Origin of the sequence: Vibrio albus, from assembly GCF_003144035.1 — a bacterium.
GTDB classification, from domain to species: domain Bacteria; phylum Pseudomonadota; class Gammaproteobacteria; order Enterobacterales; family Vibrionaceae; genus Vibrio; species Vibrio albus.
In genome coordinates, this window is record NZ_QFWT01000010.1 from 47,500 (window position 1) to 73,912 (window position 26,413).

The window sequence follows — 26,413 nt, forward strand, 5'->3', positions numbered from 1 at the left end:
TTTGAATTAGCCGGGACGTGACTTCGATTGCTTCCCGGCTCTTTTTATTCCGGTATAAAGATCTGGGTATAACAGATTTAGCCAGGCCTTCTAAATTAAACGGGATGTAAACAGGTGTTGAAGAAAACAATAAAAAACCGGGAGCTGACGGCCATGATCATGGCTGTCATTATGTCCCTGGCGTTAGTCATGGTTGCAGCTATCGGGTTAAGTCAGACCAACAAAGTCATCACTCGCCTGGAGTCCGAGTCACTTCCCGACATGCGTATTGCACTAGGGCTGGCTGAAGGTGTTGCTCAACTTGCGGCTTTTGCTCCCTATGTGGCATCTTCCGATCAGCCATCACTTCTTCAGCAGCAGAAAGCCCGGTTTGAAAAAAGATTCAGCCATTTATTTACTATTATCGATACTATCTCAGATAAGGATTTTCGCGATAATCTGGTTAAAAAGCTACGGCAGATAGAACAGAGTGCAGATCAGTTAAGCAGGGTGGTTGCCGACAGCCTTTTACGATCAGAGGAGCTTCTGGGGCGTCATTACCAACTGAAATTTTTCCTGGATACTCAAAAACGAATCAGACCGGATTTATTGATATCAGAGTTGAATAGTATGGAGTTTCTTAGTGATCCGGATAAAGAGCGGGCTCGCCTGATTGAAAAGCTTCTGCAGCAGTTAAAGAGTGGTCACTATACCGATCTGGAACCTTTACAGGACTTTTTGACTTTTGCTCAACACAATGACCAACAGATCGCTACTAATAATAAAAGAAAACAATTTCTTCTGATTTCCATGCGTATTCAATCTGAGCAGTTGAGTGAGTATGTGAATAACTTTGCTAATCAGATTGAGCACAAAGTCTATCAGCAACAGGTGATGGTAAAGTCTTTAAACAATCAGGTTTTTTGGGGCATGGTCTTTGTCATGATTTTACTGATTGTTACGGTGATTACTAACTATGGTCGTAATATGCGTGTCATTCAGGAGCTAACGTCCGTTACCGATGATATGGTGCGCTTGTCTACCGGAAAACAGACTGAAGAGAAAAGCTTACAGGTTCGAGATGATGAAGTGGGTGAACTATTAAGCGCCTACCTGACTTTCCGGACCCACACCGAGCAGATAGAGAGTGTACGAGATGATCTGGAACAACAAAAATTGCTGCTGGAAACTATCTTTAACGGTATGTACGACGGACTAAGTGTATTTTCGGCAAAGAACTGTTTACTCGCCTGGAATAAACAGTATCTGACAAGTCTGAATCTGAAAGAAGGTGACGTGTATCGGGGGATGCCTTTGGAAGCGGTCCTGAAACTGATCAGCAGCCATGGGGAGGTATATAAAGACATCAGCGGTCAGCCAGTTAATTTTTCTGACTGGATTAATATTCGTCATACACAGGATAAATGCGTAGAGCGACACGATGAATCCGGTGGCATCATTGAGTTCCGTAGTCAGCCGATGCCGAATGGAGGCTTTATCACCCTCACACAGGATCTGACCTATCGCCGAGAGACTGAACTTCAACTGCAACAGGCAAAGAAAATGGAAGTTCTGGGGCAGTTAACAGGTGGTGTCTCTCATGATTTTAACAACTTCCTTACGTCGATTTCCGGAAACCTGCAATTGCTGGAAATTCAGTCTGAACTGTCTGAACGTTCACAAAAGTATGTTACGAGAGCGCTAAGAGCGACGGAAAACGGCAGTCACCTGATAAGAAAATTGCTCGCATTCAGTCGAAAACAGGTACTGGAGCCAGAGTCTGTGCTAGTGGAAGAATTGATCAGTGAGACACAGGATTTGCTTGAATACAGCGTATCTGACGGTGTCGCTCTGATTTACGATCTTTCCGTGCATCATTACCGGATAAAAATTGATAAGGCCCAGCTACAAAATGCACTGCTTAATCTGATCTTAAATGCGAATGGTTCGATAACAGGATCGGGACAAATCATGCTCGCTACGGAGCTGGTGGAACATCAGGCGAAACCCTGGCTGGAAGTTTCCGTCTCTGATACAGGGAAAGGTATTCCGAAGGCGATTCAGGACAGGGTGTTTGAAGCTTTCTTTACCACTAAGCCTGTTGGTGAGGGGAGTGGGTTGGGCTTAAGTTCGGTTCACGGTTATGTGCAACAGTCTGGCGGGGAGATTGGTATCGAATCTGAACCGAACCAGGGTACAAGGGTCTGGATGCGCTGGCCTATTGAAAATGACGATCTCTTATTGGTCAGTGAATATGAAGATGAGTCCGTTTCGGAACTATTTACTAATAGCATTCTTCTGTTGATAGAAGATGATCGTCAGGTCGCTTCTACAATGACGGATTTGCTGAGTAGGTATTGCAAACGGGTAGTCCATTTCCTGAGTGCTGATAATGCGTGGGAATGGCTAAAGGATTATCACGGTAAAGTTGCCTGTGTTCTGAGTGATATTCACCTGTCCCGGTCTATTTCCGGTATTGAGTTTCGTAATCAGGCCAATCTTTACTATCCGGAACTCCCCGTATTTTTGTATTCGGGCATGGTTAAGGAACTGATAGAGCAACAGTTCAATTGTGTACTTGATGATAATTTTATTGCTAAACCAATGACGAAAGAAGACATCCGCAAAGTCGTAAGGGCAGGACAAGAAAATGAAAAATAAACTGTTTTATATGGTCACATTGCTTTTTGCATGCTTTAGCCTGCCGGTTCACAGCGTTATGACACCGGGTGATAACATCGTATCGGAAGAGAAAAAGTTACAAGTCGGGATCAGTCTGGTGGATCTTTCTAATCCTTTCTTTTCCATTCTGGCGAAAGAAATTTCTAATGAAATGAAAAAAGATGTCGCCGGCAATGTTGATGTCTTTATTCGGTCCAGTGCTTACGACTTGACCCGACAGGTTGCTCAGTTGAATAAGTTTATCAAAGATGGTGTCGATATTTTGTTTATTGCTGCATCAGAAACAGAAGCCATTGCACCCGTTATAAAAATGGCCAGGGAACAAGGGGTCATTGTGGCGGCGGTGGATATCGAAGCGGTCGGGACTGATATTAGCGTTTCTTCTGATAATTTTCAGGCGGGTAGTATGGCATGCGGGTATCTTGCAGAGCAGCTGTCTGGTCAGGGGAAAGTTGCCATTATCAATGGGTCACCGATTTCCTCTGTTATTCACCGGGTCGAAGGGTGCAGGGACAATTTAAAGCATTACCCTCAAATTCAGCTGGTTTCTTATCAACATAATAGCAGTGGTACGTTTAGTGGTGGCCTTGAAAGTATGACGTATTTGTTGCTGGAATATCCAGATCTCGATGGTGTATTCGCCATCAACGATCCTTCGGCTCTGGGAGCGGAAGAAGCGACCAGACAGATGAACAATCGGCGTGCACTTATCACTTCTGTCGACGCATCGCCACAGGTACTGGAGAGGTTAATATCAGATGACACCAATCTGATTGCATCGGTTGCGCAATTTCCCAGAGCGATGGCCAGAAATGCGGTCAAGCTGGCGCTTGAGCGCCTGAGTGGTCAATTTCAGGAGCAAAAGACAACACTGATACCGACTAAGCTGGTCACAAAAGGAAATGCTGATAAATTCAGTCAGTGGCAGGAGTTGAAGTAGGGCTTTCTTAAAAGCCCTATTCTGTTGGCTATTTGGCTATTTGGCTATGGCGTTATTTAACCAGCTTTCAAACTGAGACTTTGGCAGGGCACCGGATAAAAAATCAACTCTCTGACCCCCTTTAAATACCATCAATGTCGGAATGCTGCGGATCCGATACTGTCCGGCGAGTTCCGGGTTAGACTCTGTATCTACTTTGACAAAACGTATCTCGTTTTGCCGTTGTTGGGCGACTTCTTTAAAGATAGGTGCGAAGCTCTGGCATGGCCCACACCAGGGGGCCCAGAAATCAACGACAACAGGAATGTTGCTAGTCAGTAGTGCATCCAGATTTTTCGGGGTACCTTCAATGGGGGCACCATCCAGCAGGGGCGCTTTACATTTTCCACAAACGGCCTGTTCTGAAATCCGACTGACAGGCAGTTTATTCAGCCCGTTACAGGACGGGCATCGAGTCGTAATCGTAGACATAATCTCTTCTCACAGAATAACTACAGACTTTATTCACGTAAGCCGAGCTTCTTAAGGAAAAATACCGCCGGACATATACCTGTAAAAGCACTTTGTATCAGGTTAAGGCCAACGAAGACGGTAAGCCAGACAAAACCAGGGTGAACAGTAACCGTTAAAATGACAGATAACAGAACCATACTGCCAGCCAAAACACGGACGCCATTGTCGATAGTCATAGTTTCTCTCCAATCAGTATTCCTGATGAACACAAGATAAACATACTAGTCTAATTTAGATTTGTCTAATATTATTTTTGCCTATATAATTTATTTTACTAAACAAGTGTTGACTAATGTATGTGTATTAGTAATATCTAAATAAAAAGGTTGCCGAGGTGTTTATGGACATTCAAAAAATGCAAAGTAATGCTAATGATGTGTCTGAATTACTAAAGACCATGGCACATCCGGAACGGTTAATGGTTCTTTGCCAACTTACGCAAGGCGAGGTTGGAGCCGGGAAGCTGCAAGAAGGCTCATCATTAAGTCAGTCTGCATTTTCTCAGCATCTGACGGTACTGAAAAAGCACGGCCTGGTAAAAGTTCGCAAAGAGTCACAACAAGTTTTTTATTCTTTGGCAGATCCTAGGGTAGCTTTGCTGCTCCAGAATCTACAAGCAACTTTTTGCACATAAATTTTTAACTTTTATCTGAGGTACAAATGAGCTTTGAAATTCCCTGGGAATCACTGTTTGGAGGTGTGTTATTGGGGATATCAGCAACATTACTGCTGTTAATGAATGGCAAGATTGCTGGTATCAGTGGCGTATTAACCGGGTTATTGACTCCGAAGTCAAAAGACTACTCTTGGCGGTTATTATTCTTTGTCGGCATGATTTCCGGAGGTATGTTGGGCGCAACAGCGTTTGGTGCTCATATACCAACAGAGTTCGCAGCCAGTACAGGAATGGTCGCTTTAGCCGGATTATTGGTCGGTATAGGCACTAAATTGGGCAACGGATGTACCAGCGGGCATGGGATCTGCGGTATTGGCCGTCTGTCTGTCCGTTCTATCGTCGCGACCTGTGTATTTATGCTGGTGGCTGCGTTGACTGTTTTTGTTCGTCTTTATCTGCTGTAATCCGGAGTATTTATGTCACAATTTGTTTTGTTTCGTATGGTAGCACTGGCTGCAGGGCTGCTATTTGGTCTGGGGATGGCTGTGTCTGGCATGGTGGATCCCGCGAATGTTATTGCGTTTCTGGATGTCGCCGGTCATTGGGCTCCGGATCTAGCGTTTGTAATGGGGGGGGCCCTGGCGGTGTTTATGCCCGCTTATTTTCTGGTTATCAGGAAAAGAAAGGCACCGGTTGCTGCTGAAGAGTTTTGCCTGGCAAACAAAAAGACGCTTGATTTGCGTTTGATCAGCGGTGCTGCCATTTTTGGTATCGGCTGGGGGCTGGTCGGCATTTGTCCCGGACCTGCGGTATCTTCGCTTGCAGCCGGAAATGGGGGCATCGTAATCTTTTTCGCTACTATGATGGTTGGGCTTGGTGGAACGAATATCCTGCTGAATATTAAGGGTAATCGTGTTCAGCAGGAAGAAGAAGCAACATCCAGTAGCTAATAAACACACCCTAGTTATTAACTTGTATAGTCAGGGGACAGTGATCACTTAGATGGTAATTCACTACTTGCTCAACCGGAAATACATACTGCTTCGGTTGAGCAAACATTAGGTCCCCGCTGACCACGATATGATCAATCAGGTTATGATATTGATAGGTACGCTTTGGACTTTGTTTTGAGCGTACCAGGCATTCGGATTCGGTACCTTTTGTTGCCAGCAGGATGTTTTCTTTAATCGGGCTGTTGGTTTTTTTCGTTAGTACCTGCCATAACCAGTCCCCGGAATAAGCCAGATTATGATTGAAGTCTCCCAGTATTATAAAGCTTTGTCCCTGGGCCTGTCGGTCGATAATCCATTCGTTTAATTTCTCGCCTTGCTTTTTCAGCATGGTGCAGGAACGGCTGTTTTTATATTTCCCTCTGCAACCTGCTTTCAGATGGACCGAAAGCAGGTGAATAGCATGCTTTCCATCAAAATATATAATCACGTAACTGGCGAACCTCAGTTTATGTCTGGGGGATAAGGGAAGGTCTGCGGGATCGGTAACCTGCCATTTTGGTGCTATAGCGAATCCGGTAAATTGATTGATATCTTCAAATTGTAATTTACTGTTTATTATTTTGTTACGGTCTGAAAGGTATATTTTGTATTTATTGTTAATAATGCTTTTTATCGCTGAAATATTATTAACTTCTTGAAACGCTAATATATCCGGCTGAATGAAATCAATGTGCTCGGCTAATTTAGTCAAGTCTTCCCGGCTTCTTTTACTTTCGGAAATGTTTTCCACAGGATTATTTGTTAACCACTCCAAATTCCAGGTTGTGAGTGAAATGACTTCCGAGCGGGTAAAATTTGGCCATGCTAGTGCAAGCATAAAAAGTGATATAAAGCACGTAAATTTTTTCATTAATTTACCCCCACAAAAGTGAATCAGCCTCTAGCTACCATGGTATCAGGGAATCAGAAATTTCAAGCTAGTAATTCTCAAATTTTAATGATTTTTTTCTTTCTTTCAGTAGTGAGATCACATGCAGAAAGATCGGGTTGTTCTTGTCCGGCATGCTATGTTTATTGATCTGGATCATTACTTTTAATTGGTGCTTTTCGTTAAATACGCCACAATATCTTGTGTCAGTTAAATAATAAGAAGCCCTATATGGTGTGTTTGTGGGTAAACCTGTGGATATGCTAAGGGTAAGGAGAAAAGGTGAAACCTGTTGTCATTAAGCGAGATGGCTCTCGCGCCCCATTTACTCGGGATCGCATTACCGCTGCAGTAGAAAGCGCATCAGATCATATTGACAGTGAAGTGTCAGCTTACGCAGAAAAAGTGGCAGAAGCCGTGGAGCTTCAGCTTGCTGACAGCGAAAATGTTGACATTCAGGAAATCCAGACATTAGTTGAAAATGAACTGATGCAAGGGCCATATAAAGGACTGGCTCGTTCTTATATTGAATATCGCCATGACCGCGATATTGCCCGTGAGAAAAAAAGCGCATTAAGCAAAGAGATTCAGGGCTTAATAGAGCAAAGCAATGCTGATCTATTGAATGAAAATGCGAACAAAGATGGCAAGGTAATACCAACCCAGCGTGATTTACTTGCCGGTATTGTCGCAAAACATTATGCGAAAACTCATATTTTACCGAGAGATATTGTTAAAGCTCATGAGAGTGGTGATATTCACTACCATGACCTTGATTACGCGCCTTTCTTCCCGATGTTTAACTGCATGCTTATCGATTTGAAAGGCATGCTTACGCATGGATTCAAAATGGGTAATGCGGAAATTGATACGCCTAAATCAATTTCTACCGCGACAGCGGTTACCGCTCAAATCATCGCTCAGGTGGCATCTCATATATACGGTGGTACGACTATAAACGGTATTGATGAAATTCTGGAGCCTTATGTTCTTTCCAGCTATGACAAGCATCTTGAAATTGCTCAAGAGTGGGATATTCATGATCCTAAGGCCTTTGCTCTTTCCCGCACAGAAAAAGAGTGTTTTGATGCGTTTCAGTCTCTGGAATATGAAGTGAATACTCTGCACACGGCAAATGGACAGACTCCGTTTGTTACATTTGGTTTCGGGTTGGGTACAAGCTGGGCTGCTAAGCTTATTCAGAAATCTATTTTACGAAACCGTATTGCTGGTCTGGGTAAAAATCATAAAACAGCCGTTTTCCCTAAGCTGGTATTTGCGATTCGTGATGGCCTGAACCATAAGCCTTCCGATCCAAACTATGATGTGAAGCAACTGGCGTTGGAATGTGCTTCTAAGCGAATGTATCCGGATATTCTTAACTACGATAAAGTCGTTGAGGTAACAGGTTCCTTTAAAACGCCTATGGGGTGCCGTAGTTTCCTTAATCCTTATGAAGAGAACGGTGAACTGATACATGATGGCCGGAATAACCTGGGTGTGGTGAGTCTTAACCTGCCACGTATTGCTCTTCAGGCGCAGGGCAGTGAATCCCAATTCTTCAAATTGCTGGATGAAAAGCTGTTGTTAGCGCGTAAGGCGCTGGAAACCCGTATCAGTCGTCTTGAAACAGTCAAAGCTCGTGTTGCTCCTATTCTGTATATGGAAGGAGCTTGTGGTGTTCGCCTTAAAGCTGATGATTCTGTGGCAGAAATTTTCAAAAATGGCCGGGCGTCTATTTCTCTTGGATACATCGGTGTCCACGAAACCATCAATGCGTTGTATGACAACGCGTCGCACGTCTATGATTCTGGTAAATTAAGTGAGAAAGCGGTCGAGATTATTGGCCGCCTGAAAAAAGCGGTCGATCAGTGGGCAGAAGAAACCGGTTATGCTTTCAGCCTGTATGGTACGCCTAGTGAAAACCTGTGTAACCGTTTCTGTCGTATTGATGCGAAAGATTTTGGTGTCATTGATGGTGTCACGGACAAAGGCTATTACACCAACAGTTTCCACCTGGACGTTGAAAAGAAAGTGAACCCTTATGATAAAATTGATTTCGAGATGCCTTATCCGAAATTGTCCAGTGGTGGCTTTATCTGTTACGGTGAATTCCCCAATATGCAGCGTAATATTGAAGCTCTGGAAAATGTCTGGGATTACAGTTACAGCCGGGTACCGTACTACGGAACGAATACGCCAATAGATGAATGTTACGATTGTGGATATACCGGTGAGTTCGAATGTACCAGCAAGGGCTTTACTTGTCCGAAATGTGGTAATCATGATTCAACAAGAGTATCGGTTACCCGTCGTGTCTGTGGTTACTTAGGCAGTCCTGATGCAAGACCATTCAACCTTGGCAAGCAGGAAGAAGTGAAGCGCCGCATTAAGCACCTTTAACGTTTCCAGTAGTGATGAAATACTCCTCCGAACACGGGGGAGTATAGCCTCACTTTCATATTGTACCTCCTTGATTTCACATGTGAATGTTATGAATTATAGCCAGTACTATCCAATTGACGTTGTTAATGGCCCGGGAACTCGTTGTGCCCTGTTTGTGTCAGGATGTATTCACCAGTGCCGTGGCTGCTATAACAAATCGACCTGGTCTCCGACATCCGGCCTTACTTTTACGCAGGAAATGGAAGATCAAATCATCAGTGATTTGAACGACTCCAGAATCAAGCGAAGGGGACTGAGCCTGTCCGGTGGTGATCCTCTTCACCCGGCTAATATTTCTGCTATTCTTAAGCTATGTCAGCGAGTACGTTCAGAGTGCCCGGGCAAAGATATCTGGATGTGGACCGGATATCTATTCTCAGAACTTACGTCTGAACAGAACGAGGTTGTTCAGTATATTGATGTGCTTATTGATGGAAAATTCGAACAAGATCTGGCAGACCCAAGTCTTGATTGGAGAGGAAGCTCTAACCAGGTGATCCACTATCTGACAGCAGAATAATAAACTGCTTTGGATTTTTATATACTAGTGATAACGTGACAATATCTCCGTATTTTCAAAGGATTGTCACGTTAATGTTCTCCCACTTACCAACCCCTCACACTGATCCGATTCTGTCTCTTTCCGCTCTATACCGGGATGACCCACGTAAAGAAAAAGTGGATTTAGGTATCGGCGTATACCGCAATAGCCAAGGGGTGACCCCGATTATGCGGGCTGTTAAAGCCGCTCAGGTTCAACAGACCGAAACCCAGGATACCAAAGTGTATATCGGGCTTTCTGGCCGGGAAGAGTTTAACCAGAACATGGTTAAACTTGTGCTTGAAGGTACATCGGCGATGGATCGTGTTTCTGCCATACAGACCCCGGGTGCCAGTGGTGCTCTGAGAATGCTCGGCGATCTTATTAAAGTGGCTCAACCTGATACCACAGTATGGCTGAGTAATCCTAGTTATGTTAACCATAGGCCGGTAATGGAAGCAGCAGGACTTAAGGTCAGACTTTACCGGTACTTCAGTACGGAGACCAAGCAAGTTGATACGGCTGCAATGCTGGACGATCTTGCTAAAGCCGGGCCTAACGATGTTGTCTTGTTGCACGGCTGTTGTCATAACCCTACAGGGGCTGATATTGATTTTCCTGCATGGAAGGCGATCACCGAACTGGCTCAAAAAAATGGATTTATTCCTTTTATAGATATCGCTTATCAAGGCTTTGGTGACGGGCTTGAGGAAGATGCCAAAGGAGTAAGGCATATGGCTGATAACCTCGATGAGGTCATGATTACGACGTCATGCTCTAAAAATTTTGGCCTATATCGTGAAAGAACTGGTGCCGCGATTGTTGTGGGTAAAAACACGAAAGATGTGACGAATGCAAAAGGTAAGTTACTTCAGTTAGCTCGTGCGACCTACACCATGCCACCTGATCACGGGGCTGCGTTAGTTCAGACCGTTCTTGACGACGCTAATCTAACAGCCATGTGGAAAGAAGAATTAAACGAAATGCGGATGCGTCTGGTGGGTCTTCGTCATACATTGTGTGCGGAATTGCGTTCAGTTCACAAAAGCCAACAATTTGATTTTATTGAAAGTCACAAAGGTATGTTTACTGTGCTAGGATTTTCTGAGAGTCAGATGATTCAGCTGCGGGAACAATTTGGTGTTTATGGCGTAGGGGATGGCAGGATTAACATCGCCGGATTAAAAGAATCAGATATCCTATATGTTGCTAATGCAATCAGTACCATCGCAGGCTGATCATTATTGCATTTATCAGGGGGCCAAGTGGGGCATTTAAAATCGCTTTTGTCTGTTTTTTGTATAACAGGGTTGGTTGCCTGTGGGTCGCCAACCACTCTTTCCGACAATAATTCAGAAATAGATAATAAAGAGCCTTTAGAAGGCCCGCTGACCGCCAGTGAACTTGCGGAAGTGGCTGATCTCCAGATGGTTGAGCAAAAGCATCCGGACGTTCAGGAGCCTGTGGTTGAGGTTACTCCAAAAAGAGCAGAGACTGATCCCGGTATCAATAATCAGGAAGTCACACGGCTCGATGAGCCGGTAGCAGAGTTAATCTCAGACACTCAAGATGTTGAAAAAGCTGAGATGGCTGAGTCAGTTCAGCAGACTATTGTGTCTCAGCCACTTTCAGATGCTGAGGAATCTGCCCCCTCTGTTGTCGTCAGTGTCCAAGATAATCAATATCTGTTTGGCTCACAGGAGTGGGCCTATTTACCGGGTGTCAGTAAGAGCTTTGTCGCGGAAGTTAACCCGGATATTGACCTGTCCCTCATTCACGTGACGGACATGAATATTTTTGAGCGTAATGGCAAGGAATGGGTAACGTTTAGCCTGGGCAATGAGACGGGTGATAAACAAAGCGAGATGAATTTGCCTGTCACTGTCTGGTTAGAAAAAAGACCCGTTGTGGCGACCTGGGTTCAGGTTGGTGAGTTAACAGACCGCATTAATTTTGTTTTAATGAAAAAGCTGTCGGCAGAAGAAGTTCTGGTGCTTGGGAAAAACTTTTTTAATGACAAGGTCGTCGTCGATCCCGGCAGGCAGTATATTCAGACCAAAAAGTAATCTTTCCGGGGAAGGAAGGGCATGTATAAAGCGGACTGTTTGTCCGCTTTATTGTTTGGCTGTAAATAGTATTCTCTGAGGCTATAAATAGTATTACGGACGCCTGTTTTGGTAGTGAAATAAGAGCAGTGAAGTTATTGCTCCCAAAGTGTCACAAAGCATGTCTTTTTGCGCATCCCAGATGTCACCCTGCGAACCTAAAAAGGCAATCCCTTCTTCACCACCGGCAAGCTCGGCATACCACCATTCAATAATCTCATACCCGGCAGCAAGACTCATGATAGCGAATAACCCAAACAGCGTAGCAATAGTTTTACCGCTATCGCATTTCCGGAAAAGAAATTCAGCAATAGGGTAAGCATAAAATCCGATAGAATAGTGAGCAACACGGTCATATTGATTCCGTTCAGAGCCTATAAGATGGTTAAACCAGTCAAAAGGGACCTCAGCGAAGGTATATTTCGCGCCAATGGTATGCATCAATAACCAGACAAACATCAGTGCATAAGCGGTACGACTGAACGAAAAGTGACGGGAAATTAAAATAATACATAGGATCCCGATTAACACGGGTATGATTTCGGCCACCCACACTGCCCAGGAGTGCGGGTCAATAGTTGAAAAGATAAATACACCGATAAAAAGACAAAACAGGCTTTTGAAGGTTTTGTTATTGAATGCATGATACGCATTTAGATAAGTAATAAGGCTTGGTGACATGGATACAGATACCTCCGAAGAATGGCTATGTTTTCAGCTGGTTGTATAATCACATATAATTGAACGCCGTTCAATTGTTGGCAGATACATCACTTTGTACATTCATGATCTTAGTCCACTTACCGAAAGAAATAGAGTTGAATCAGTCAAATATTCGAGTAGAGTATTAATAACTAAACAGAAGATAATGAAGCTGACGCGACGCTCAATGAGTTCATCCACTAATCTTGCAGAACAACAATTCACCGATATAGAGAATCCTCTTCTCTGGCCTATTCTGGATATCCTGCGCAAGCAGAATATTGGCTGGAAAGTTCATACTCTTGCTTCCCGCCTGTCTGAACTGAATATATTGCCCACTCTGGATATCTCACCGGACAAGGATTTATTTAAACGCAACTTTTTGATTATGAATGCGTTATATCAATTGCAGGACACGTTATCTCCGAATAGCTGGATACAGGTTCAGGCAATGGATATACGGCTGTTGGGGCGTGTAAATAATGCCGGTTTCGCCATAGATCTTGAGGATCCTCTCAGAGAATATTATACCGACTGGACAAACTACGAAGCAGAAGAAGGGGAAGTGAAACGTTTGCTGAACGAGTTCTGGACCCGCTACCGCAATTTTGTCGGAGATATTCAGGGGGACATAAGCCGGAAACAGGCATTACGTTTGTTTGAACTGCCTGCTGACGCTACTCAAAAAGACATTCGTAAGCGCTGGCGTAAACTGGCTCTGAAATGGCATCCAGACAGAGATAATGGTAACGCCGATAAATTCAGGGTGTTATGTAAGGCGTGGAATGTTCTCAGAGAGAAAGACTTTACCACGCCTTAAATCGGTTTATTTAAACTGTGCCTTTCTCATTCGGTTCAGTGCGGCTATTACATCCAGGCTTCTTGGGCACGCCAAATCACCGTAATTTGGCATCGGTTTGTGCCATTCACCATCAAGCAAAGCTTCTATTTCTTTCGGTAGCATGGTTGTCCACCCCTGAACCTGCGCTAGTTGGAACCAGGTCCAGCCAATCGCATTAATTTCGTTAGCGGTACTTAACTGTTCCAGCGCTGAAATATCAATGTATTCTTTGCCAAAGCGTAGTGACTGATCTCCTTTAGCTGATACCCTGAACTTACCGTCGGCCAGGATAGTTTGCAGACTACTGCGGTTGAGGGAGCGCGGAGCAAACAAACTCAGTTCACTCTCAACTTCAGTTTCTCGCTGAGTTGGATGAAGTTTAATAACTTCCTGGGCTTTTTGGGTCACGTCCACAGGCTGATAATCGTGCATCTGAATAACCGTATCTGCAACGTCCAGGTAATCGCCGGAGCCGCCCATCACAACCACGGTTGAAATATCAAGATCCGTCTTTAGCTGACCGATACGATCCACCAATGGTGTAATAGGTTCATCTCCCTTATTGACCAGAGCTTGCATTCGTTCGTCACGAATCATGAAGTTAGTCGCTGAGGTATCTTCATCGATAAGGATCACTGAAGCGCCTGATTCAACGGATTCTTGCAGCCATGCCGCCTGAGAGGTCGAGCCGGATGCATCCTGAGTTGAAAAGTTTTCTGTATCTTTTCCCATCGGAAGGTGGTTAATATAATTGGAAAGGTTCAGGTTATGGACACAACGCCCGTCTTCAGCACGGATCTTCATCGCATTTGCGTCGGTAACGATACCTTCACGTCCGTCTCCGGGAATATGGTTGTACACCGACAGTTCAACCGCATTGAGTAGCGTCGATTTTCCATGGAAGCCACCCCCGACAATCAGAGTGATTCCTTTAGGGATACCCAGTCCCTTAATAGGTCCCTGATTCGGTGCTTCCAGCTCAACTTCCAGAGATTCGGGAGACCGGAATGCAACGGCGTCTTTCATCGGTAAATCACAGTTACCAGCGACGCGGGGAAGAATACTACCATTCGCAACGAAAGCGGCCAGTTGCCTTTCTTTTAGTTGTTCACGCATGGCGTGCTGGTCTTCGATCACAGAACAGTGATGAAGCAGAGCATCTTTATTCAGTTCTCTTTCCAGAGTTGCCCGCCGGATGTATTTCGGCATATGGAACGTCAGGATATTATTCGCTTTTTTAGCCAGAATTTGTCTTCCTTCGGCAGGAAGGTTGATCCTGAATCTAAGCTCGATACCTTCATCAGTAAACAGAACGGCAGTGTTATCCAATACCACCTGTCCGGTTGTTGCGACGGAAAAGCTATTTTCTGCTTTGCCAAATTCAGCAAAACTGCGGGCGATGAAATCACGAGCGGCAATTTGGTAAGTGGCCGATTTTTCTTTTAACCACTCGAGCCCTGTCAGAGACCAGGGACGTACAGCGCGCAGGCGTGACGCAGATGCATACGGATCAGCCTGTATATAATCGATATATAAAGTGAAATCAGTAAAATCGTAACTGCCTTTTATTTTCTGATAGGCGCGATAGTTTTGTTTTTCGAGTTTTTTGAGTGTTGCGTTTAGCTGATCCATTGTCTGCCTGGTTTGCCGGTAAATACCGTTGTCTGTTAACAGTGAGGCGCGATTATAGGTAACCATGCTCTGAGAAGCAAAATTAAACTAGGGCATGCCCTAAATATCCCTTAAAGGTATGGGGCAATATTATCGGCCATAAAATCTGCAATCCAAGGCTGGGCAACAGCCTTAGGATGAAGGCCATCACTCATCATCCATTCCTGTTTAAGGATCACATGTTCAAGAAAAAACGGAAGCAGTGGTATCTGATGTTGTTCTGCTAATTTTGGGTAGAGGCTTTCAATAGCCTGTGCGTATCGCTTTCCGTAGTTAGGCGGAATAAGGATTTGCATTAACGCGACTTTTGTACCATTTTCCTGGCTTAACCGGATTATTTTCTCGAGATTTTTTTCTACAATATTAGGATTAAAGCCTCTTAAACCATCGTTTGCCCCAAGCTCTACCAGTATCCAGTCTGGGGTGTGCTGTTTAAGCAAGTCAGGCAGTCTGTCCAAGCCATTTCCTGTGGTGTCACCGGAAATGCTCCCATTGATGACGTTGACTATAAGACCATGTTTTTTCAACGATTCGGGAAGGATATTCGGCCAGCTATTCTCAATAGGCATCCGATAGCCGGCACTTAAACTATCACCTAATACCAATAATGTGGTACTACTGGCTGAGAAGGAAATAATCAAAAGCAGAAAGGATATGAATCGCACCATGTCTGAGTCCATTATTAAAGCTAAATCTGTTAGTAAAATAGTCTCTACTAATCAGGAACATTTAACAATCCTTGAGAAAGTAAATTTGGAGATTAAAACCGGAGAAAGTGTCGCTATTGTAGGTTCGTCCGGAGCCGGAAAATCAACATTGATGACTCTGCTTGCCGGGCTGGATACACCTACGCAAGGTGATATTCACCTGATGCAGAGGACGATTTCGAAGATGAACGACGAAGAGCGGGCTGCTTTGAGGTGTGATTCTGTCGGTTTTGTATTTCAGAGCTTTCTTTTAGTCCCTAGTTTATCTGCGCTGGAGAACGTGACTCTGCCTGGATTATTAAAGGGAGAAAGAGAAAATACAGAAAGGGCTGAAATGTTGCTGAACTCTGTCGGACTGGCTAATCGTATTCATCATTTGCCTTCGCAGCTATCTGGAGGCGAGCAGCAGAGGGTTGCGCTGGCTCGGGCCTTTATGACTGAGCCGGATATTCTGTTTGCCGATGAGCCTACAGGTAATCTTGATCAGCATACTGCAGCCAATATTATTGAATTGTTATTTGAGCTGAACAAACAGCATGGTACGACGTTAGTTTTGGTGACACACGATAGTGAGCTGGCTTCGCGGTGTGATCGAGTACTCCATATGCAGGCAGGGTTACTGGAGGAAAAATGACAAAGTTCGGTAACTCGTCAGGTGACAATGTCACAAAAAAGGGTCTTTCTGCTAATCGTCGAATGCTGCGATGGAGTATTGAAGAAATTAAACATGGTCAGCTATGGCCAATCTCTATCGCTTTGACTCTGATTATTGCTTGTGTGTTTGCTTTGTCTGCCTTAGGTGAGCGAATGGAGCAGGTGATAACCAAGCAGGGACGGGATGCTCTGACGGCTGATCTGGTATTCTCATCTTCAAATCCGGTACCACAGACATTATTTAGAGCGGTAAATGAGACGGAGCTACTAAGCGCGTCACGTGTGCGTTTTAGCAGTATGGCTTTTAGTGATACAGAGATGCAACTGGTGGAAGTGAAAGCTGTCAATTCACAATACCCTCTGGTTGGAAGCCTTCAGCTTAAGAGCCCGGGTGGTGTTGTTTCCCATGTCAGTCCGGGTGAACTCTGGCTGGATGAACGTTTGTTTCCTCTTTTGGGAGTTAGTTCTGGTGACGTTGTCACTATCGGTGATGCCGAACTCACAATCAGTGGTTCAATTATTCAGGAACCAGGGTTGAGTTTTAACCCATTCAGACAAATGCCGGCGGTGTATATCCATGAAACGGATATTAATAAAACCGGCGCAATGCGCCCTGGGGGAAGAGTCCGGTTTAACCTATATCTGACCGGGGACAGCGAGGTACTTGAACACCTGAAAGAGTCCGTGACCCTGACGCCTAGTGATCGCTGGCGTGATCAGGAAAGTACCAGCCGGCGTAACGATATGTTTGAAAAGACGCAACAGTATCTGTCTTTAACCGTGGCGATTGTCATTATCATGGCCGCCATTACTCTGGTTCTGACCAGTCAGCATTATGTTTTCGGACGAAGACAGACCATCGCGATGCTTAAAAGTATGGGAGCCAGCAAAAAATGGCTGTCCCGCTGGTTGTTGATACAAGTTTCTCTGTTATTTATTGTAGGAACCGTATTTGGGACCATTGGAGGGATCGGCCTTGAGTATCTTTTGAGAATTCCTCTGACCGATTTACTTCCTGATCCGCTTCCCGGATATGGTGGAACCCCCGCATTAATTTCAGTCATTACCTGCTTGCTGATAGGCGTTCCTGCACTGGGTATTCCATTAATAACTTTGCTGAATACTTCGGCTCTTAACGTCATGCAGAAAGGAAGTGATAAACGAAATATAAGGGTTTATAGCCTGATATTGGTTCCGCTTATTCCATTGTTTCTCGTTTATTGGAACAATTCGTTTGTATGGATTGTTCTGACAGGCATGTTAGGCGTACTTATCTTCTTAGCGGGTCTGAGTATCATTATTATAAAAGCAATAAAATACTTTTCAGTTTCTGCACCCATGAAGTTAGCCATCAGCCGTATAAGTCGATCTCCATTGACCTCTGGTATTCAGTTTAGTGCGCTTTCACTTTCTCTTATGCTGTTATCGGTTATTTGGCTGGTGAGAACGGATTTGCTGGACGATTGGCAAAGGGTTATTCCCGATGATGCCCCAAATGTTTTTTCCATTAATATAGCGCCATATGAAATAGCAGACTATATGCAGGCATTGGATAGTTATCGGTTATTGCGGTCACAAGCTTATCCCATGATTCGTGGTCGTCTGACCTCAATAAATGGCGATGATGTTAATACCCTATACGATAATCCAAGGGACATTGATTCATTAAGCCGGGAGCTGAACCTGACTTATGGTACGTCCATACCAGAGCGGAATACTGTTTTAAGGGGGAACTGGACTGAATCTGACGGTGTTTCTGTTGAAGAAGGTGTTGCTGACGAACTGGGACTCAGTGTCGGAGACAGGCTTGGGTTTACTATCAACAGTCAGTTAGTCAGTGCGACAATTAATTCGGTTCGCCATGTAGAGTGGCGAGAAATGCGGCCTAATTTCTATTTTCAGTTTACACCGGACGTATTAGATACGTTGCCATCGACCTGGCTTGTTAGCTTTCGGGTTGAGAATGATAAAAGGGGACTGATGAAACAGCTGTCCCGTCGTTTTCCGACAGTCAGTCAACTCGATGTAAGAGTGATGGGAGATAAAATTCAGACCCTGTTGGGACAGATTATCTGGTCGGTCACTGTTCTGGCTGCATTAGGTGTTATAGCCGGACTGTTACTCATATTCACACTGCTGCGTCTTAGTCTCTCCCAGAGACAAGAGGAAATTCGCTTATATCGCACGTTAGGAGCCAGTAAAAAACGTATTACCTATACAATATGGAGTGAATATGGCTTGATGGCTTTGATTGCAGGTGTTATTGCCAGCGTAGGGGCCGATCTATGTGTCGCCGCGATAATGAGTCTGGGGTTTGATCTGGAGTGGAGTCTGCACCCCTTAATGTGGGTTCTCTTACCTTTATTAGCCTTTGTTATTTTATGGGGCGCATTGAATAGCTTGTTTAGTCAATTACTGTATCCGGTTCGATAATAGGAGCATGATGAATATAAAGGCTCATTTCGACCTTATCCCACAAAAAAGGAGACTTATCCACAAAATCGGTGGATAAGCTTTTGGATAACTTTAATGAAAAAGGCGTGGTTTTTTTCAGAGGCCGCGTCTCCTCTTTCATCAGCAAAAGTTCTTATTCACAAAGGAAAATTTCTTGGGAAATGCGTTGGCTACGTCAAGTTTTTCGAGAAAAATATTTAAATTTTTTGACAGCTTTTAACAGATGATTTCACTGTCTCTCATTTTTGGCTACTTCTGCACGTGTATGGCTAAAAATATGCTACTGTTACTTGCAAATTTTGTTACTTGCAAATTTGACTTGACGGGAATGGATATGGAATTGGTGCTGATTATCACTTTTATTATTGTTGCTGTTGTTATGTTGTCTAAAGAAAAGAAGCAAGATCGGTGACCCTGAAAGAAGTTTGTGCCTGATATCACATCCTTTTAGCGATTGAGGACAATAGGTGCTTGATTATCAGCGGCACCGAAGGCATCATCATCTATGATTCTGTTTTTATTCTAGTAAGTTATCATGAAAAAAATTTCAATATTAGCTCTTTCCGTATTACTGGCGGCTTGTTCGTCGGGAACTTACACAACTGATGTAAATTCTGATACATATAAAGAAGACTACAATACTGCGAAACTCAGCACTGCGTCCGTGCCAGCTGAACAGCTGGAAGTATCAGTCGTAGAAAGCGCTCCGGAAGTACAACAAGCGGCCATAGCGCCGGAACCTCAAATTGCTACGCCTGTACAGGCTGAAATAAAACCAGCACCGGTACAAAAGCGAGTGGTGAAGATCAGCCCGGCCAATAGCGCAAAAAAAGTCAGAATAGTTCCGCCAACCCAAAAACAGTTAGAAAGAACCCAACGGTTTGGGTATACATTACAGGTTATAGCACTTGATAGCCCTTACAAATCGAGAACCTATGCGGACCAGTTGCCATCTGGTAATCCGGTATGGGAACATTTTAAACGTGTAAACGGGACTGACTGGTACGCAATTTTATATGGCGACTATGCCACGAAGTCTGAAGCGAAAGCTGCGATTCAAACATTGCCAGAGTTTTTCCGTTCTAAAAATCCATTCGTAAAAAGTCTGGATAAAATTAAGAACTCCGCATATCCGAAACTGAACAAGCTAAGATAGAACAGGGTTCCATGTGTAATACAAATATTCTCCTTGTGTGCGGTGGCGGTTCTGCCGAACACGAGGTTTCGTTAGTGTCTGCGTCTTATTTACAACAGCAGCTGCAGAAAGAGTCTAACTTTAATGTTATTCGTGTTGAAATCCACGCGGATGATGCAAGTTGGCTGCTGGATGATGGCAGTCAGGTTACTTTTGATATTCATGATAAAGGGTTGCGAACAGAGAACGGTGTTATTTCCATTGATTATATCGTTCCTTGTGTCCACGGATTCCCAGGTGAAACCGGGGATTTACAGTCTATGTTTGAATTAGCCGGTATCCCATATCTGGGGTGTGGGCCGGAAGCAAGCCGCAATAGTTTTAATAAAATCACCTCGAAGCTTTGGTATGATGCGTTAGGTATACCTAATACACCTTATCTGTTTCTGTCGGATGATTCTGACGAATCAATCGTTAAGGGTGAAGAAGCGTTTGAACGCTGGGGTAAGGTATTTGTTAAAGCAGCCTCACAAGGGTCTTCGGTTGGTTGTTACAGTGTCACTGAAAAGAGTCAGCTTGCTGAATCTATTCGCTCTGCTTTCATGTTTTCAGATCAGGTTCTGGTTGAGAAATCTGTTGAGCCCAGAGAGCTGGAAGTCGCTGCATACGAATTTGGCGGTGAGTTATTTATTAGTAAGCCAGGTGAAGTAATTTCTCCTGAAGGTGGGTTTTACTCATATGACGAAAAATATAGCTCAGACAGCCACTCCGTTACTGAAATAGAAGCTAAAGGGCTATCTGAAAGGCAAATCAGCGATATCAGAGCATATTCTCATAAAGTATTTAAGCAAATGCAGCTTAAAGATCTTGCCCGAATCGATTTTTTCCTTACCAGAGATAACAATATTTATCTTAATGAGGTCAATACGTTCCCGGGGATGACGCCTATATCTATGTTTCCGAAGATGCTAGAAAATAATGGCCATCGTTTTAGCGAATTTTTAACTTCCGCTATTAAGGAATCATTTACTCCCAAGGTTTGATAATTTTAAATTTGGCTTTCTCCAACTCCGCTGTGCTTTCCTTGCCCAAGTATTGGGCTGGCATAGCGGGGCTAAGCCATCGACCAAATTTCTGGATTGAACGTAAATCGTATCCTTGTTTTTCTAATTCCTTTGCCGCTCCGACTCGTGCTGACTGTCCTGTAAACCGAAGATTTTGAGAAAGTCCCAGTAAATCACTTGCCTGCCTGGATATCCGGTAGATAGAAGAGTCATTCAATGGCTCAGAGCCAATATTGCTATGGCGATCTATTCTCCTGAAGACAAAACCTAAACGTTCCGGTAGATAAGCGAGCCATTTGTCTACAGCTAGGGTAGCCTGTGAACTTAATTGATAGTGGGTGTCTTTGATAGAGATAGTGACACTGTCACTATCTTTGCTGATACTTGAGAATTGCAAATCCCTAAGTTCCGAGCGCTTCATAGCACATTCAAACATAATATAATAAACAGCTAAATCCCGGCAGGACTTTACTGTTGGTTCTTTGCTCATTATTCGATCAAGCTGAACAAGGTGACGGTGAGTAAATGCATTGGCTTGTCTGGCATCACCATGTTTGTTTAACCTTAGATGTTGTAACGTCAGGCGTATTTGTCGGTGTGCCGTCGGATCGGTAAGAGAATGTAGTTGATGAACAACACCAATTGTGATGCTGTAACGTCTTAAGCTGGCAAACTTTCTCTTTTTTGCTTCTGTTTCCAGAAATAATCTGATAGCCGTAAGGGAGGCCGGAAGAGGTGTTACATGCCTTGTTTTACAAAACGAAACAAAAAGATTCCAGTCTGAAGTCATTGCTAACACAGAACTTTTAGCGTAGCTGTTATGTGTTAACTGAATAATATCGTCAGCTAAAATTGCCTTGGAAAACTTACGGATACTTGCTTTCTGTAATTTAGGATCTTTTAAACAGGGAATCTTTTTTTTCATTTTAATGCACTATAACTAAATGTATTAATCTAATTTTACTCTTGAATAACAACAAAATACAATTATTATTAGAACTAACAAGCTACCAGAAAGAGTACAGCTATGCCTACAACATCTCACAGAGGGTTCGTACTTCAGTCTAAACCAGAATCACCGGATGTCTGGAGTGTTCAAATTAAAAATAGGGTCTTGTCAGGACACCTCGCCGCCGTAAAAAAATCTATTGATTGGTGGTGTGATACCGCTTCTTTAATCGATCCTAAAGAATTTGCGTCACTTGCTCGGAAAAAAGAAGAGAAACCAGCAGAACAACAAGAATCGTTTAATGGATTTCTTCTCAAGAACGATACAGGAAGTAAGAACGGTTGGTACTGTTTCTTTAATGGACGGCTTATCAAAGGTAGTAAAGAAGCACTGAAAAAATACATTAATGCCAATATGACGGCGAGAAAGAAATGACATTAGTATATTCAACGGAAACTGGCCGTATAAAACCAGAAAAAGAAAAAGAGCAACGCCCAAAGGGTGATGGTATTGTTCGGATTCAGCGCCAGACAAAAGGACGCAAAGGTAAGGGTGTATGTATTGTTACTGGTCTGGATTTAGATGATGCGCCGTTAAAGCTTTTAGCTGCTGAGTTAAAAAAGGTTTGTGGTTGCGGTGGTTCCGTTAAAGACGGAACAATAGAAATACAGGGTGATAACCGTGAAAAGCTAAAAGTACACCTGGAGAAAAAAGGCTATACCGTTAAGCTTGCCGGCGGATAATCGCTATTACTGACACCTTATCGAAGATAAAACCGGGTAGCAGTTGTCCCGGTTTTTACTTATCTGTTATATTCTAACATTGTCTATTATCAAGTCATAAACGGATTTAAAAGGCTGTACTGTGCAATTAAACGATCTCTCTCAATCTGATTTATCTATCGTATGTAAACTATTTGGCTCCTTGTTCTATTATCAACCAAAAGAATATGAGCAACTTCCTATTGGGGCATACTTCAGCCATGACGATGTGACGACGCCTATTGATGAAATAAACCAAATATTGAATGCGTTCAAGTATGCAGACCAGGGGGCTCTACAGGTTGAGCACGAGCAACTCTTTACCATGCAAGAAATGATGCCTGCGCCACCTTGGTCGTCAATGTATCTGGACAGAGAGTCCATTGTGTTTGGGAAGGCAAATAACGACTATTCAGAGTTTGTGGAGCATTGTGGCTTAAGCTTGCGTGAAGGCGCTTCAGATCCGGAAGATCACATTGGTTTAATGTTAATCGTTTTAGGTATGCTTATTGACGACAAGCAAGACCAACATGCTAAAGAGATGATTGGTGAGTATCTTGCGACATGGTCTGGTTTCTATTTTTCACGCCTGAAAGAAGTGACAGAAGAAGAAAGCCCATACAGTAAACTGGCTGACTACACGGCCAGTTTGTTAGAAGTACTACGTAAACAGTATTCAGTTCAGGTCTTAATTAAAAACAATTTCTTTCAGCCACCTCATTAATCAACGCATCCGGATACGCCAGCATATGCTGCCGTATCCAATTATCTGCCGAATGTGCCAAATGATTACTTTGGTGTATATAGGGGGAATAGTTTTAAAGCTTAGTTTGTTGGTTGTGATTAATCTATTTAACATAAGATAGATAATGCGCACTTTAATTGATCGTTGATATAGGCTCAAAACGATAATCTCTTTATCCCCAGAAACACCCAAATTCATCGGTATCAAGGATTTTAATGAACTGTTCCAGTGTGTTAACAGTCTGGTCTGGTTCATAGCCGTGCCACTTTAAATCAGCCCTCATCCAATAAATTTTCCAGTTATTCGCAGTTTTGACATAAGTCGTTTTTGCTATTGGATGTTCATGAATAATAGATGGATCTTTCCAATCTGGCCTAATTTCAAAAATTTCTACACTTTGTCCTGAAATCCGATAATTAATATCGAGCTTGTTTCTTATCTTTTCTTCCGGACGGCGAGTTTCTATGTATGTGCTAATAATTCGATCAAAGCGTTTTTGTTCAAACTCTGAAAATGCCATAACCACCTCAATTTGTTACTTGCTGATAAGTTTACCAAATTATAGCGGTACTCTGTCAAGAACACCGCGTTACAGTGTCATCGTCTGTTGGTGACAAAAAATAGGCCCTTAAAATTACTCATCTTAAGGGCCTATTTTTTCCTGGATCGGGTGGTTTCTATACGTTAATCCAGTTTAAAAGCCGCTACTCTGGAATGTAACTCTGAAGCTTGATGCTTTAGTTCTTGTGATTGTCCCAGACTTTCTTCTGAACCGCTGGCCAGTTGCTCTGATACATCACGAATTGCCGTTACATTTTGTGTAATTTCATTAGTCACATGAGTCTGCTCTTCAGCAGCTGTCGCAATTTGTGCTGACATATCACTAATCTGCGTTACTGACTGATTTATTTCTTCCAGCGCTGCCGTTGCCTTATCGGCATACTCTACAGAGTCCGATGCAAGACCTACGCTGCTTTCAGTCAATGTTACAGCTTTCTTCGTCGTATCTTGCAAAATATCGATCGTTGCTTTGATTTCTTCGGTCGAGTCATGAGTACGTTGAGATAGTACTCTTACCTCGTCTGCAACAACAGCAAACCCTCGGCCGTGTTCGCCAGCTCGCGCAGCTTCAATCGCTGCATTGAGGGCCAACAGGTTAGTTTGATCTGCAATACCCTGGATGGTAGATAACACAGTTGTAATCTCTTGTGCATGCTGATCCAGATCAGAAATTACCGATTTTGCTTCATCAATCCTCTCGGCAAGGCCTGTAATAGAGCTTTTTGTATCAAGGACCAGTTGCTGCCCGTCATGAGTGCTGGTTGCCGAGTCCTGCGCTGAACGTGCAGTGTGGTCCGCATGCTGGGCAATTTCCTGAGTGGCAGAGGACATTTCTGTCACTGCGGTAGCGACCATATTAATTTCACTTTGCTGTGTACCCAATTCTGACGCTGTTGTATTCGCTAGTCTCTCACTCGCTTCTGACTGTACTGTCAGTTCCTCAGATTGATGACGAACATGTTTAATCAGGTTCTGCAGGCTCTCTACAAAGGTGTTGAAATTGTTTGCCAGACTCCCTACTTCATCATTGCTTTCGATACGGATTCGTTGTGTCAGATCACCATCACCACTTGCTATCTGATCCAGCGCATTCGATACATTCATCAGCGGACGGAACAGTACGCTACAAATCCAGTTAAATAAGCCGACACACACAGCAACCAAAAGAAGAATAACCAAAGACTGTTTCCAGATAGCGCTGTATAAAGGAGCAGTCAGCTTAGAATAATCAATAGTGGCAACAGAGATAAGTCTAGTGCCTGAAATTTCCTGCGCAAACACCTGATACCTATCACCGCCAATTTCCACGTCGATTTTCCTGCCCCCAGAAATCGCTTTCTGAATATTCGGGAAATTCAGTCCCAGTTTCGACACGCTTTCGTTTAGCAGATCGGTATTCGGGTGCGTAAAGATATTTCCTTCGTCGTTGACGATGAATAGGCTGCCATCGGCTGGTAGTTTTACGTGCTTTAGACTGTTGAGTATGTCTGTAATTTCGACATCAGCACCTAACACCAGAGACTGGCCTTGTACCGTAATGCTTTTGCCCAAAGATACAACATTAGCACCTGTAGCAGAGGCAACCGTTGGATTATCCATAAAGACTTTGGACGGTTGTGCCGAAGCATTTTTGTACCAACCCCAGATTCTTGGGTCATTATTGTCAGGTGGTAGTACTACACCATTTGCATTCTTCTGAGAACCATCAGGAAATGCCAGAAATACATTATCGAATGACGCGGCATTTTTGATCTGCTTTAAGTGCGTCACAATATCTTCAAGTTGTGTTTCTTCTGCCAGTGAGGTTAAAGCGTTTTCCTTAGCCCCAATCCAATCTGTTACATACTGATTGTATGACGCTAAAGCGCTATCCAGACGGACACTAACATCTTCATTCAATTTTGTTATGGAAGAATTAAACGATAACAGTTCAACCAAAACACAGCTTATGACGATCGAAACACTGGCTAATATGGCCAGTTTATTTTTTAACGATACATTCATTGGCGAAATATCTCCGAAATTTATGGGTGACTTATAAAGGACTCGACACTTACAAAATAAGCTCACCTTTTTAATAAAAATTACATAAGCAAACGATTTAACAAAAATAAATCCTTTATAATCAGTAAGTAAAAATGAACTACTCCGCTTAAATTTTGATTTTTCTAAAAAGTTTGTATCACAAGTAGCTCATGACAAATGGTAACTTATAGAGCTCATATTTTCTAACTGAACGGGAATACAATCGCCTTAAAAACCATTGTTTGCGTCAAAATGGGCATAAGATCACTTTGGAAGCAATCTCTCTTTTCTAAGAACATAAATAATGTTTCTAGGTTTATCCCTCTTTGTATATCAACTATTAGCATAAAAGTAAGTGCCAACTTTACTGTTGTCACTTTTGCCTCCCATCACAGGATAATCCACTACAATAATCTTTCGCCTGTAATGACTTACAACAAAG

26 protein-coding genes are annotated in these 26,413 nt (G+C 43.3%); 17 read left to right on the forward strand and 9 right to left on the reverse strand.

Annotation, left to right across the window (positions count from 1 at the left end; translation table 11 throughout):
• Positions 1-114 precede the first annotated feature (114 nt).
• Positions 115-2,640 (forward strand): hybrid sensor histidine kinase/response regulator, encoded by a 2,526-nt coding sequence (locus tag DI392_RS16125; RefSeq protein ID WP_109320729.1) that lies wholly within the window; start codon positions 115-117, stop codon positions 2,638-2,640.
• A complete protein-coding gene (locus DI392_RS16130) occupies positions 2,630-3,601 on the forward strand; it encodes a substrate-binding domain-containing protein (RefSeq protein WP_109320730.1) in 972 nt (323 codons plus the stop codon). The genes DI392_RS16125 and DI392_RS16130 overlap by 11 nt, the downstream gene beginning before the upstream one ends.
• Positions 3,602-3,637: 36 nt before the next feature.
• On the opposite strand, the gene trxC is transcribed toward DI392_RS16130, so the two are convergent.
• Together trxC and DI392_RS16140 are read right to left on the reverse strand one after the other, a co-directional pair.
• A complete protein-coding gene (gene trxC / locus DI392_RS16135; protein ID WP_109320731.1) occupies positions 3,638-4,072 on the reverse strand; it encodes a thioredoxin TrxC in 435 nt (144 codons plus the stop codon).
• 29 nt (positions 4,073-4,101) lie between these two features.
• Positions 4,102-4,290, reverse strand: a complete 189-nt coding sequence (locus DI392_RS16140) for a YgaP family membrane protein (RefSeq protein WP_109320732.1) — start codon at positions 4,288-4,290, stop codon at positions 4,102-4,104.
• Positions 4,291-4,454: 164 nt separating this feature from the next.
• Between DI392_RS16140 and DI392_RS16145 the strand changes: the two genes are divergently transcribed.
• From DI392_RS16145 to DI392_RS16155, 3 genes are read left to right on the forward strand one after another with little or no spacing between them, the layout of a single operon-like run.
• Positions 4,455-4,748, forward strand: coding sequence for an ArsR/SmtB family transcription factor (locus DI392_RS16145; protein WP_109320733.1), 294 nt, complete (start codon positions 4,455-4,457; stop codon positions 4,746-4,748).
• 26 nt (positions 4,749-4,774) lie between these two features.
• Positions 4,775-5,194 carry a YeeE/YedE family protein gene (locus DI392_RS16150; RefSeq protein ID WP_109320734.1) on the forward strand — a complete coding sequence of 140 codons (420 nt, stop codon included), beginning with the start codon at positions 4,775-4,777 and terminating at the stop codon, positions 5,192-5,194.
• Between the two features lie 12 nt (positions 5,195-5,206).
• The gene (locus DI392_RS16155; RefSeq protein ID WP_109320735.1) at positions 5,207-5,680 is read left to right on the forward strand and encodes a YeeE/YedE family protein; all 474 of its coding nucleotides are present in this window, start codon (positions 5,207-5,209) and stop codon (positions 5,678-5,680) included.
• A 10-nt stretch (positions 5,681-5,690) separates the two neighbouring features.
• On the opposite strand, the gene DI392_RS16160 is transcribed toward DI392_RS16155, so the two are convergent.
• The gene (locus tag DI392_RS16160) at positions 5,691-6,593 is read right to left on the reverse strand and encodes an endonuclease/exonuclease/phosphatase family protein (RefSeq protein ID WP_109320736.1); all 903 of its coding nucleotides are present in this window, start codon (positions 6,591-6,593) and stop codon (positions 5,691-5,693) included.
• Positions 6,594-6,893: 300 nt separating this feature from the next.
• Between DI392_RS16160 and nrdD the strand changes: the two genes are divergently transcribed.
• From nrdD to DI392_RS16180, 4 genes are all read left to right on the forward strand, one after another.
• The gene (nrdD, locus tag DI392_RS16165; RefSeq protein ID WP_109320737.1) at positions 6,894-9,014 is read left to right on the forward strand and encodes an anaerobic ribonucleoside-triphosphate reductase; all 2,121 of its coding nucleotides are present in this window, start codon (positions 6,894-6,896) and stop codon (positions 9,012-9,014) included.
• Between the two features lie 91 nt (positions 9,015-9,105).
• Entirely contained in the window at positions 9,106-9,576 is a 471-nt protein-coding gene (gene nrdG / locus DI392_RS16170) for an anaerobic ribonucleoside-triphosphate reductase-activating protein (RefSeq protein ID WP_109320738.1), read from the forward strand.
• Between the two features lie 74 nt (positions 9,577-9,650).
• Positions 9,651-10,835 carry an amino acid aminotransferase gene (locus DI392_RS16175; protein ID WP_109320739.1) on the forward strand — a complete coding sequence of 395 codons (1,185 nt, stop codon included), beginning with the start codon at positions 9,651-9,653 and terminating at the stop codon, positions 10,833-10,835.
• Between the two features lie 27 nt (positions 10,836-10,862).
• Positions 10,863-11,663, forward strand: a complete 801-nt coding sequence (locus DI392_RS16180; RefSeq protein WP_109320740.1) for a putative ATP-dependent zinc protease — start codon at positions 10,863-10,865, stop codon at positions 11,661-11,663.
• Positions 11,664-11,756: 93 nt separating this feature from the next.
• Here the strand turns inward: DI392_RS16180 and DI392_RS16185 are convergent, their stop codons facing one another.
• Positions 11,757-12,383, reverse strand: a complete 627-nt coding sequence (locus tag DI392_RS16185) for a DUF2238 domain-containing protein (RefSeq protein ID WP_109320741.1) — start codon at positions 12,381-12,383, stop codon at positions 11,757-11,759.
• A 208-nt stretch (positions 12,384-12,591) separates the two neighbouring features.
• Between DI392_RS16185 and DI392_RS16190 the strand changes: the two genes are divergently transcribed.
• On the forward strand, positions 12,592-13,224 hold the full coding sequence (locus DI392_RS16190; RefSeq protein WP_109320872.1) for a DNA-J related domain-containing protein: 633 nt from the start codon (positions 12,592-12,594) through the stop codon (positions 13,222-13,224).
• Positions 13,225-13,230: 6 nt separating this feature from the next.
• Here DI392_RS16190 and DI392_RS16195 read toward each other — a convergent pair whose 3' ends face one another.
• Both DI392_RS16195 and DI392_RS16200 read right to left on the reverse strand, forming a co-directional pair.
• Positions 13,231-14,877 (reverse strand): ABC-ATPase domain-containing protein, encoded by a 1,647-nt coding sequence (locus DI392_RS16195; protein WP_109320873.1) that lies wholly within the window; start codon positions 14,875-14,877, stop codon positions 13,231-13,233.
• 110 nt (positions 14,878-14,987) lie between these two features.
• On the reverse strand, positions 14,988-15,584 hold the full coding sequence (locus DI392_RS16200; RefSeq protein WP_109320742.1) for an arylesterase: 597 nt from the start codon (positions 15,582-15,584) through the stop codon (positions 14,988-14,990).
• Between DI392_RS16200 and DI392_RS16205 the strand changes: the two genes are divergently transcribed.
• The 4 genes from DI392_RS16205 (at position 15,583) to DI392_RS16225 (ending at position 20,909) form a co-directional block, all read left to right on the forward strand.
• Positions 15,583-16,257, forward strand: a complete 675-nt coding sequence (locus DI392_RS16205; RefSeq protein WP_109320743.1) for an ABC transporter ATP-binding protein — start codon at positions 15,583-15,585, stop codon at positions 16,255-16,257. The genes DI392_RS16200 and DI392_RS16205 overlap by 2 nt on opposite strands.
• Entirely contained in the window at positions 16,254-18,710 is a 2,457-nt protein-coding gene (locus DI392_RS16210; RefSeq protein WP_109320744.1) for an ABC transporter permease, read from the forward strand. The genes DI392_RS16205 and DI392_RS16210 overlap by 4 nt, the downstream gene beginning before the upstream one ends.
• A 556-nt stretch (positions 18,711-19,266) precedes the next feature.
• Positions 19,267-19,887: an SPOR domain-containing protein gene (locus DI392_RS16220; RefSeq protein WP_109320746.1), complete on the forward strand. Its 621-nt coding sequence runs from the start codon at positions 19,267-19,269 to the stop codon at positions 19,885-19,887.
• Between the two features lie 11 nt (positions 19,888-19,898).
• Positions 19,899-20,909 carry a D-alanine--D-alanine ligase gene (locus DI392_RS16225; protein ID WP_109320747.1) on the forward strand — a complete coding sequence of 337 codons (1,011 nt, stop codon included), beginning with the start codon at positions 19,899-19,901 and terminating at the stop codon, positions 20,907-20,909.
• Here DI392_RS16225 and DI392_RS16230 read toward each other — a convergent pair.
• Positions 20,893-21,855, reverse strand: coding sequence for a tyrosine-type recombinase/integrase (locus DI392_RS16230; protein WP_109320748.1), 963 nt, complete (start codon positions 21,853-21,855; stop codon positions 20,893-20,895). The two genes, DI392_RS16225 and DI392_RS16230, sit on opposite strands and share 17 nt — an antisense overlap.
• Before the next feature lie 102 nt (positions 21,856-21,957).
• Here DI392_RS16230 and DI392_RS16235 point away from each other — a divergent pair, with 102 nt between their 5' ends.
• From DI392_RS16235 to DI392_RS16245, 3 genes are all read left to right on the forward strand, one after another.
• Entirely contained in the window at positions 21,958-22,314 is a 357-nt protein-coding gene (locus tag DI392_RS16235; RefSeq protein WP_109320749.1) for a DUF3319 domain-containing protein, read from the forward strand.
• Positions 22,311-22,622, forward strand: a complete 312-nt coding sequence (gene yciH, locus DI392_RS16240; protein WP_109320750.1) for a stress response translation initiation inhibitor YciH — start codon at positions 22,311-22,313, stop codon at positions 22,620-22,622. The genes DI392_RS16235 and yciH overlap by 4 nt, the downstream gene beginning before the upstream one ends.
• Before the next feature lie 121 nt (positions 22,623-22,743).
• Positions 22,744-23,364, forward strand: a complete 621-nt coding sequence (locus DI392_RS16245) for a TorD/DmsD family molecular chaperone (protein WP_109320751.1) — start codon at positions 22,744-22,746, stop codon at positions 23,362-23,364.
• Between the two features lie 193 nt (positions 23,365-23,557).
• Here DI392_RS16245 and DI392_RS16250 read toward each other — a convergent pair whose 3' ends face one another.
• Together DI392_RS16250 and DI392_RS16255 are read right to left on the reverse strand one after the other, a co-directional pair.
• On the reverse strand, positions 23,558-23,905 hold the full coding sequence (locus tag DI392_RS16250) for a DUF3024 domain-containing protein (protein WP_109320752.1): 348 nt from the start codon (positions 23,903-23,905) through the stop codon (positions 23,558-23,560).
• A gap of 164 nt (positions 23,906-24,069) precedes the next feature.
• Entirely contained in the window at positions 24,070-25,950 is a 1,881-nt protein-coding gene (locus DI392_RS16255; RefSeq protein WP_109320753.1) for a methyl-accepting chemotaxis protein, read from the reverse strand.
• Positions 25,951-26,413 lie beyond the last annotated feature (463 nt).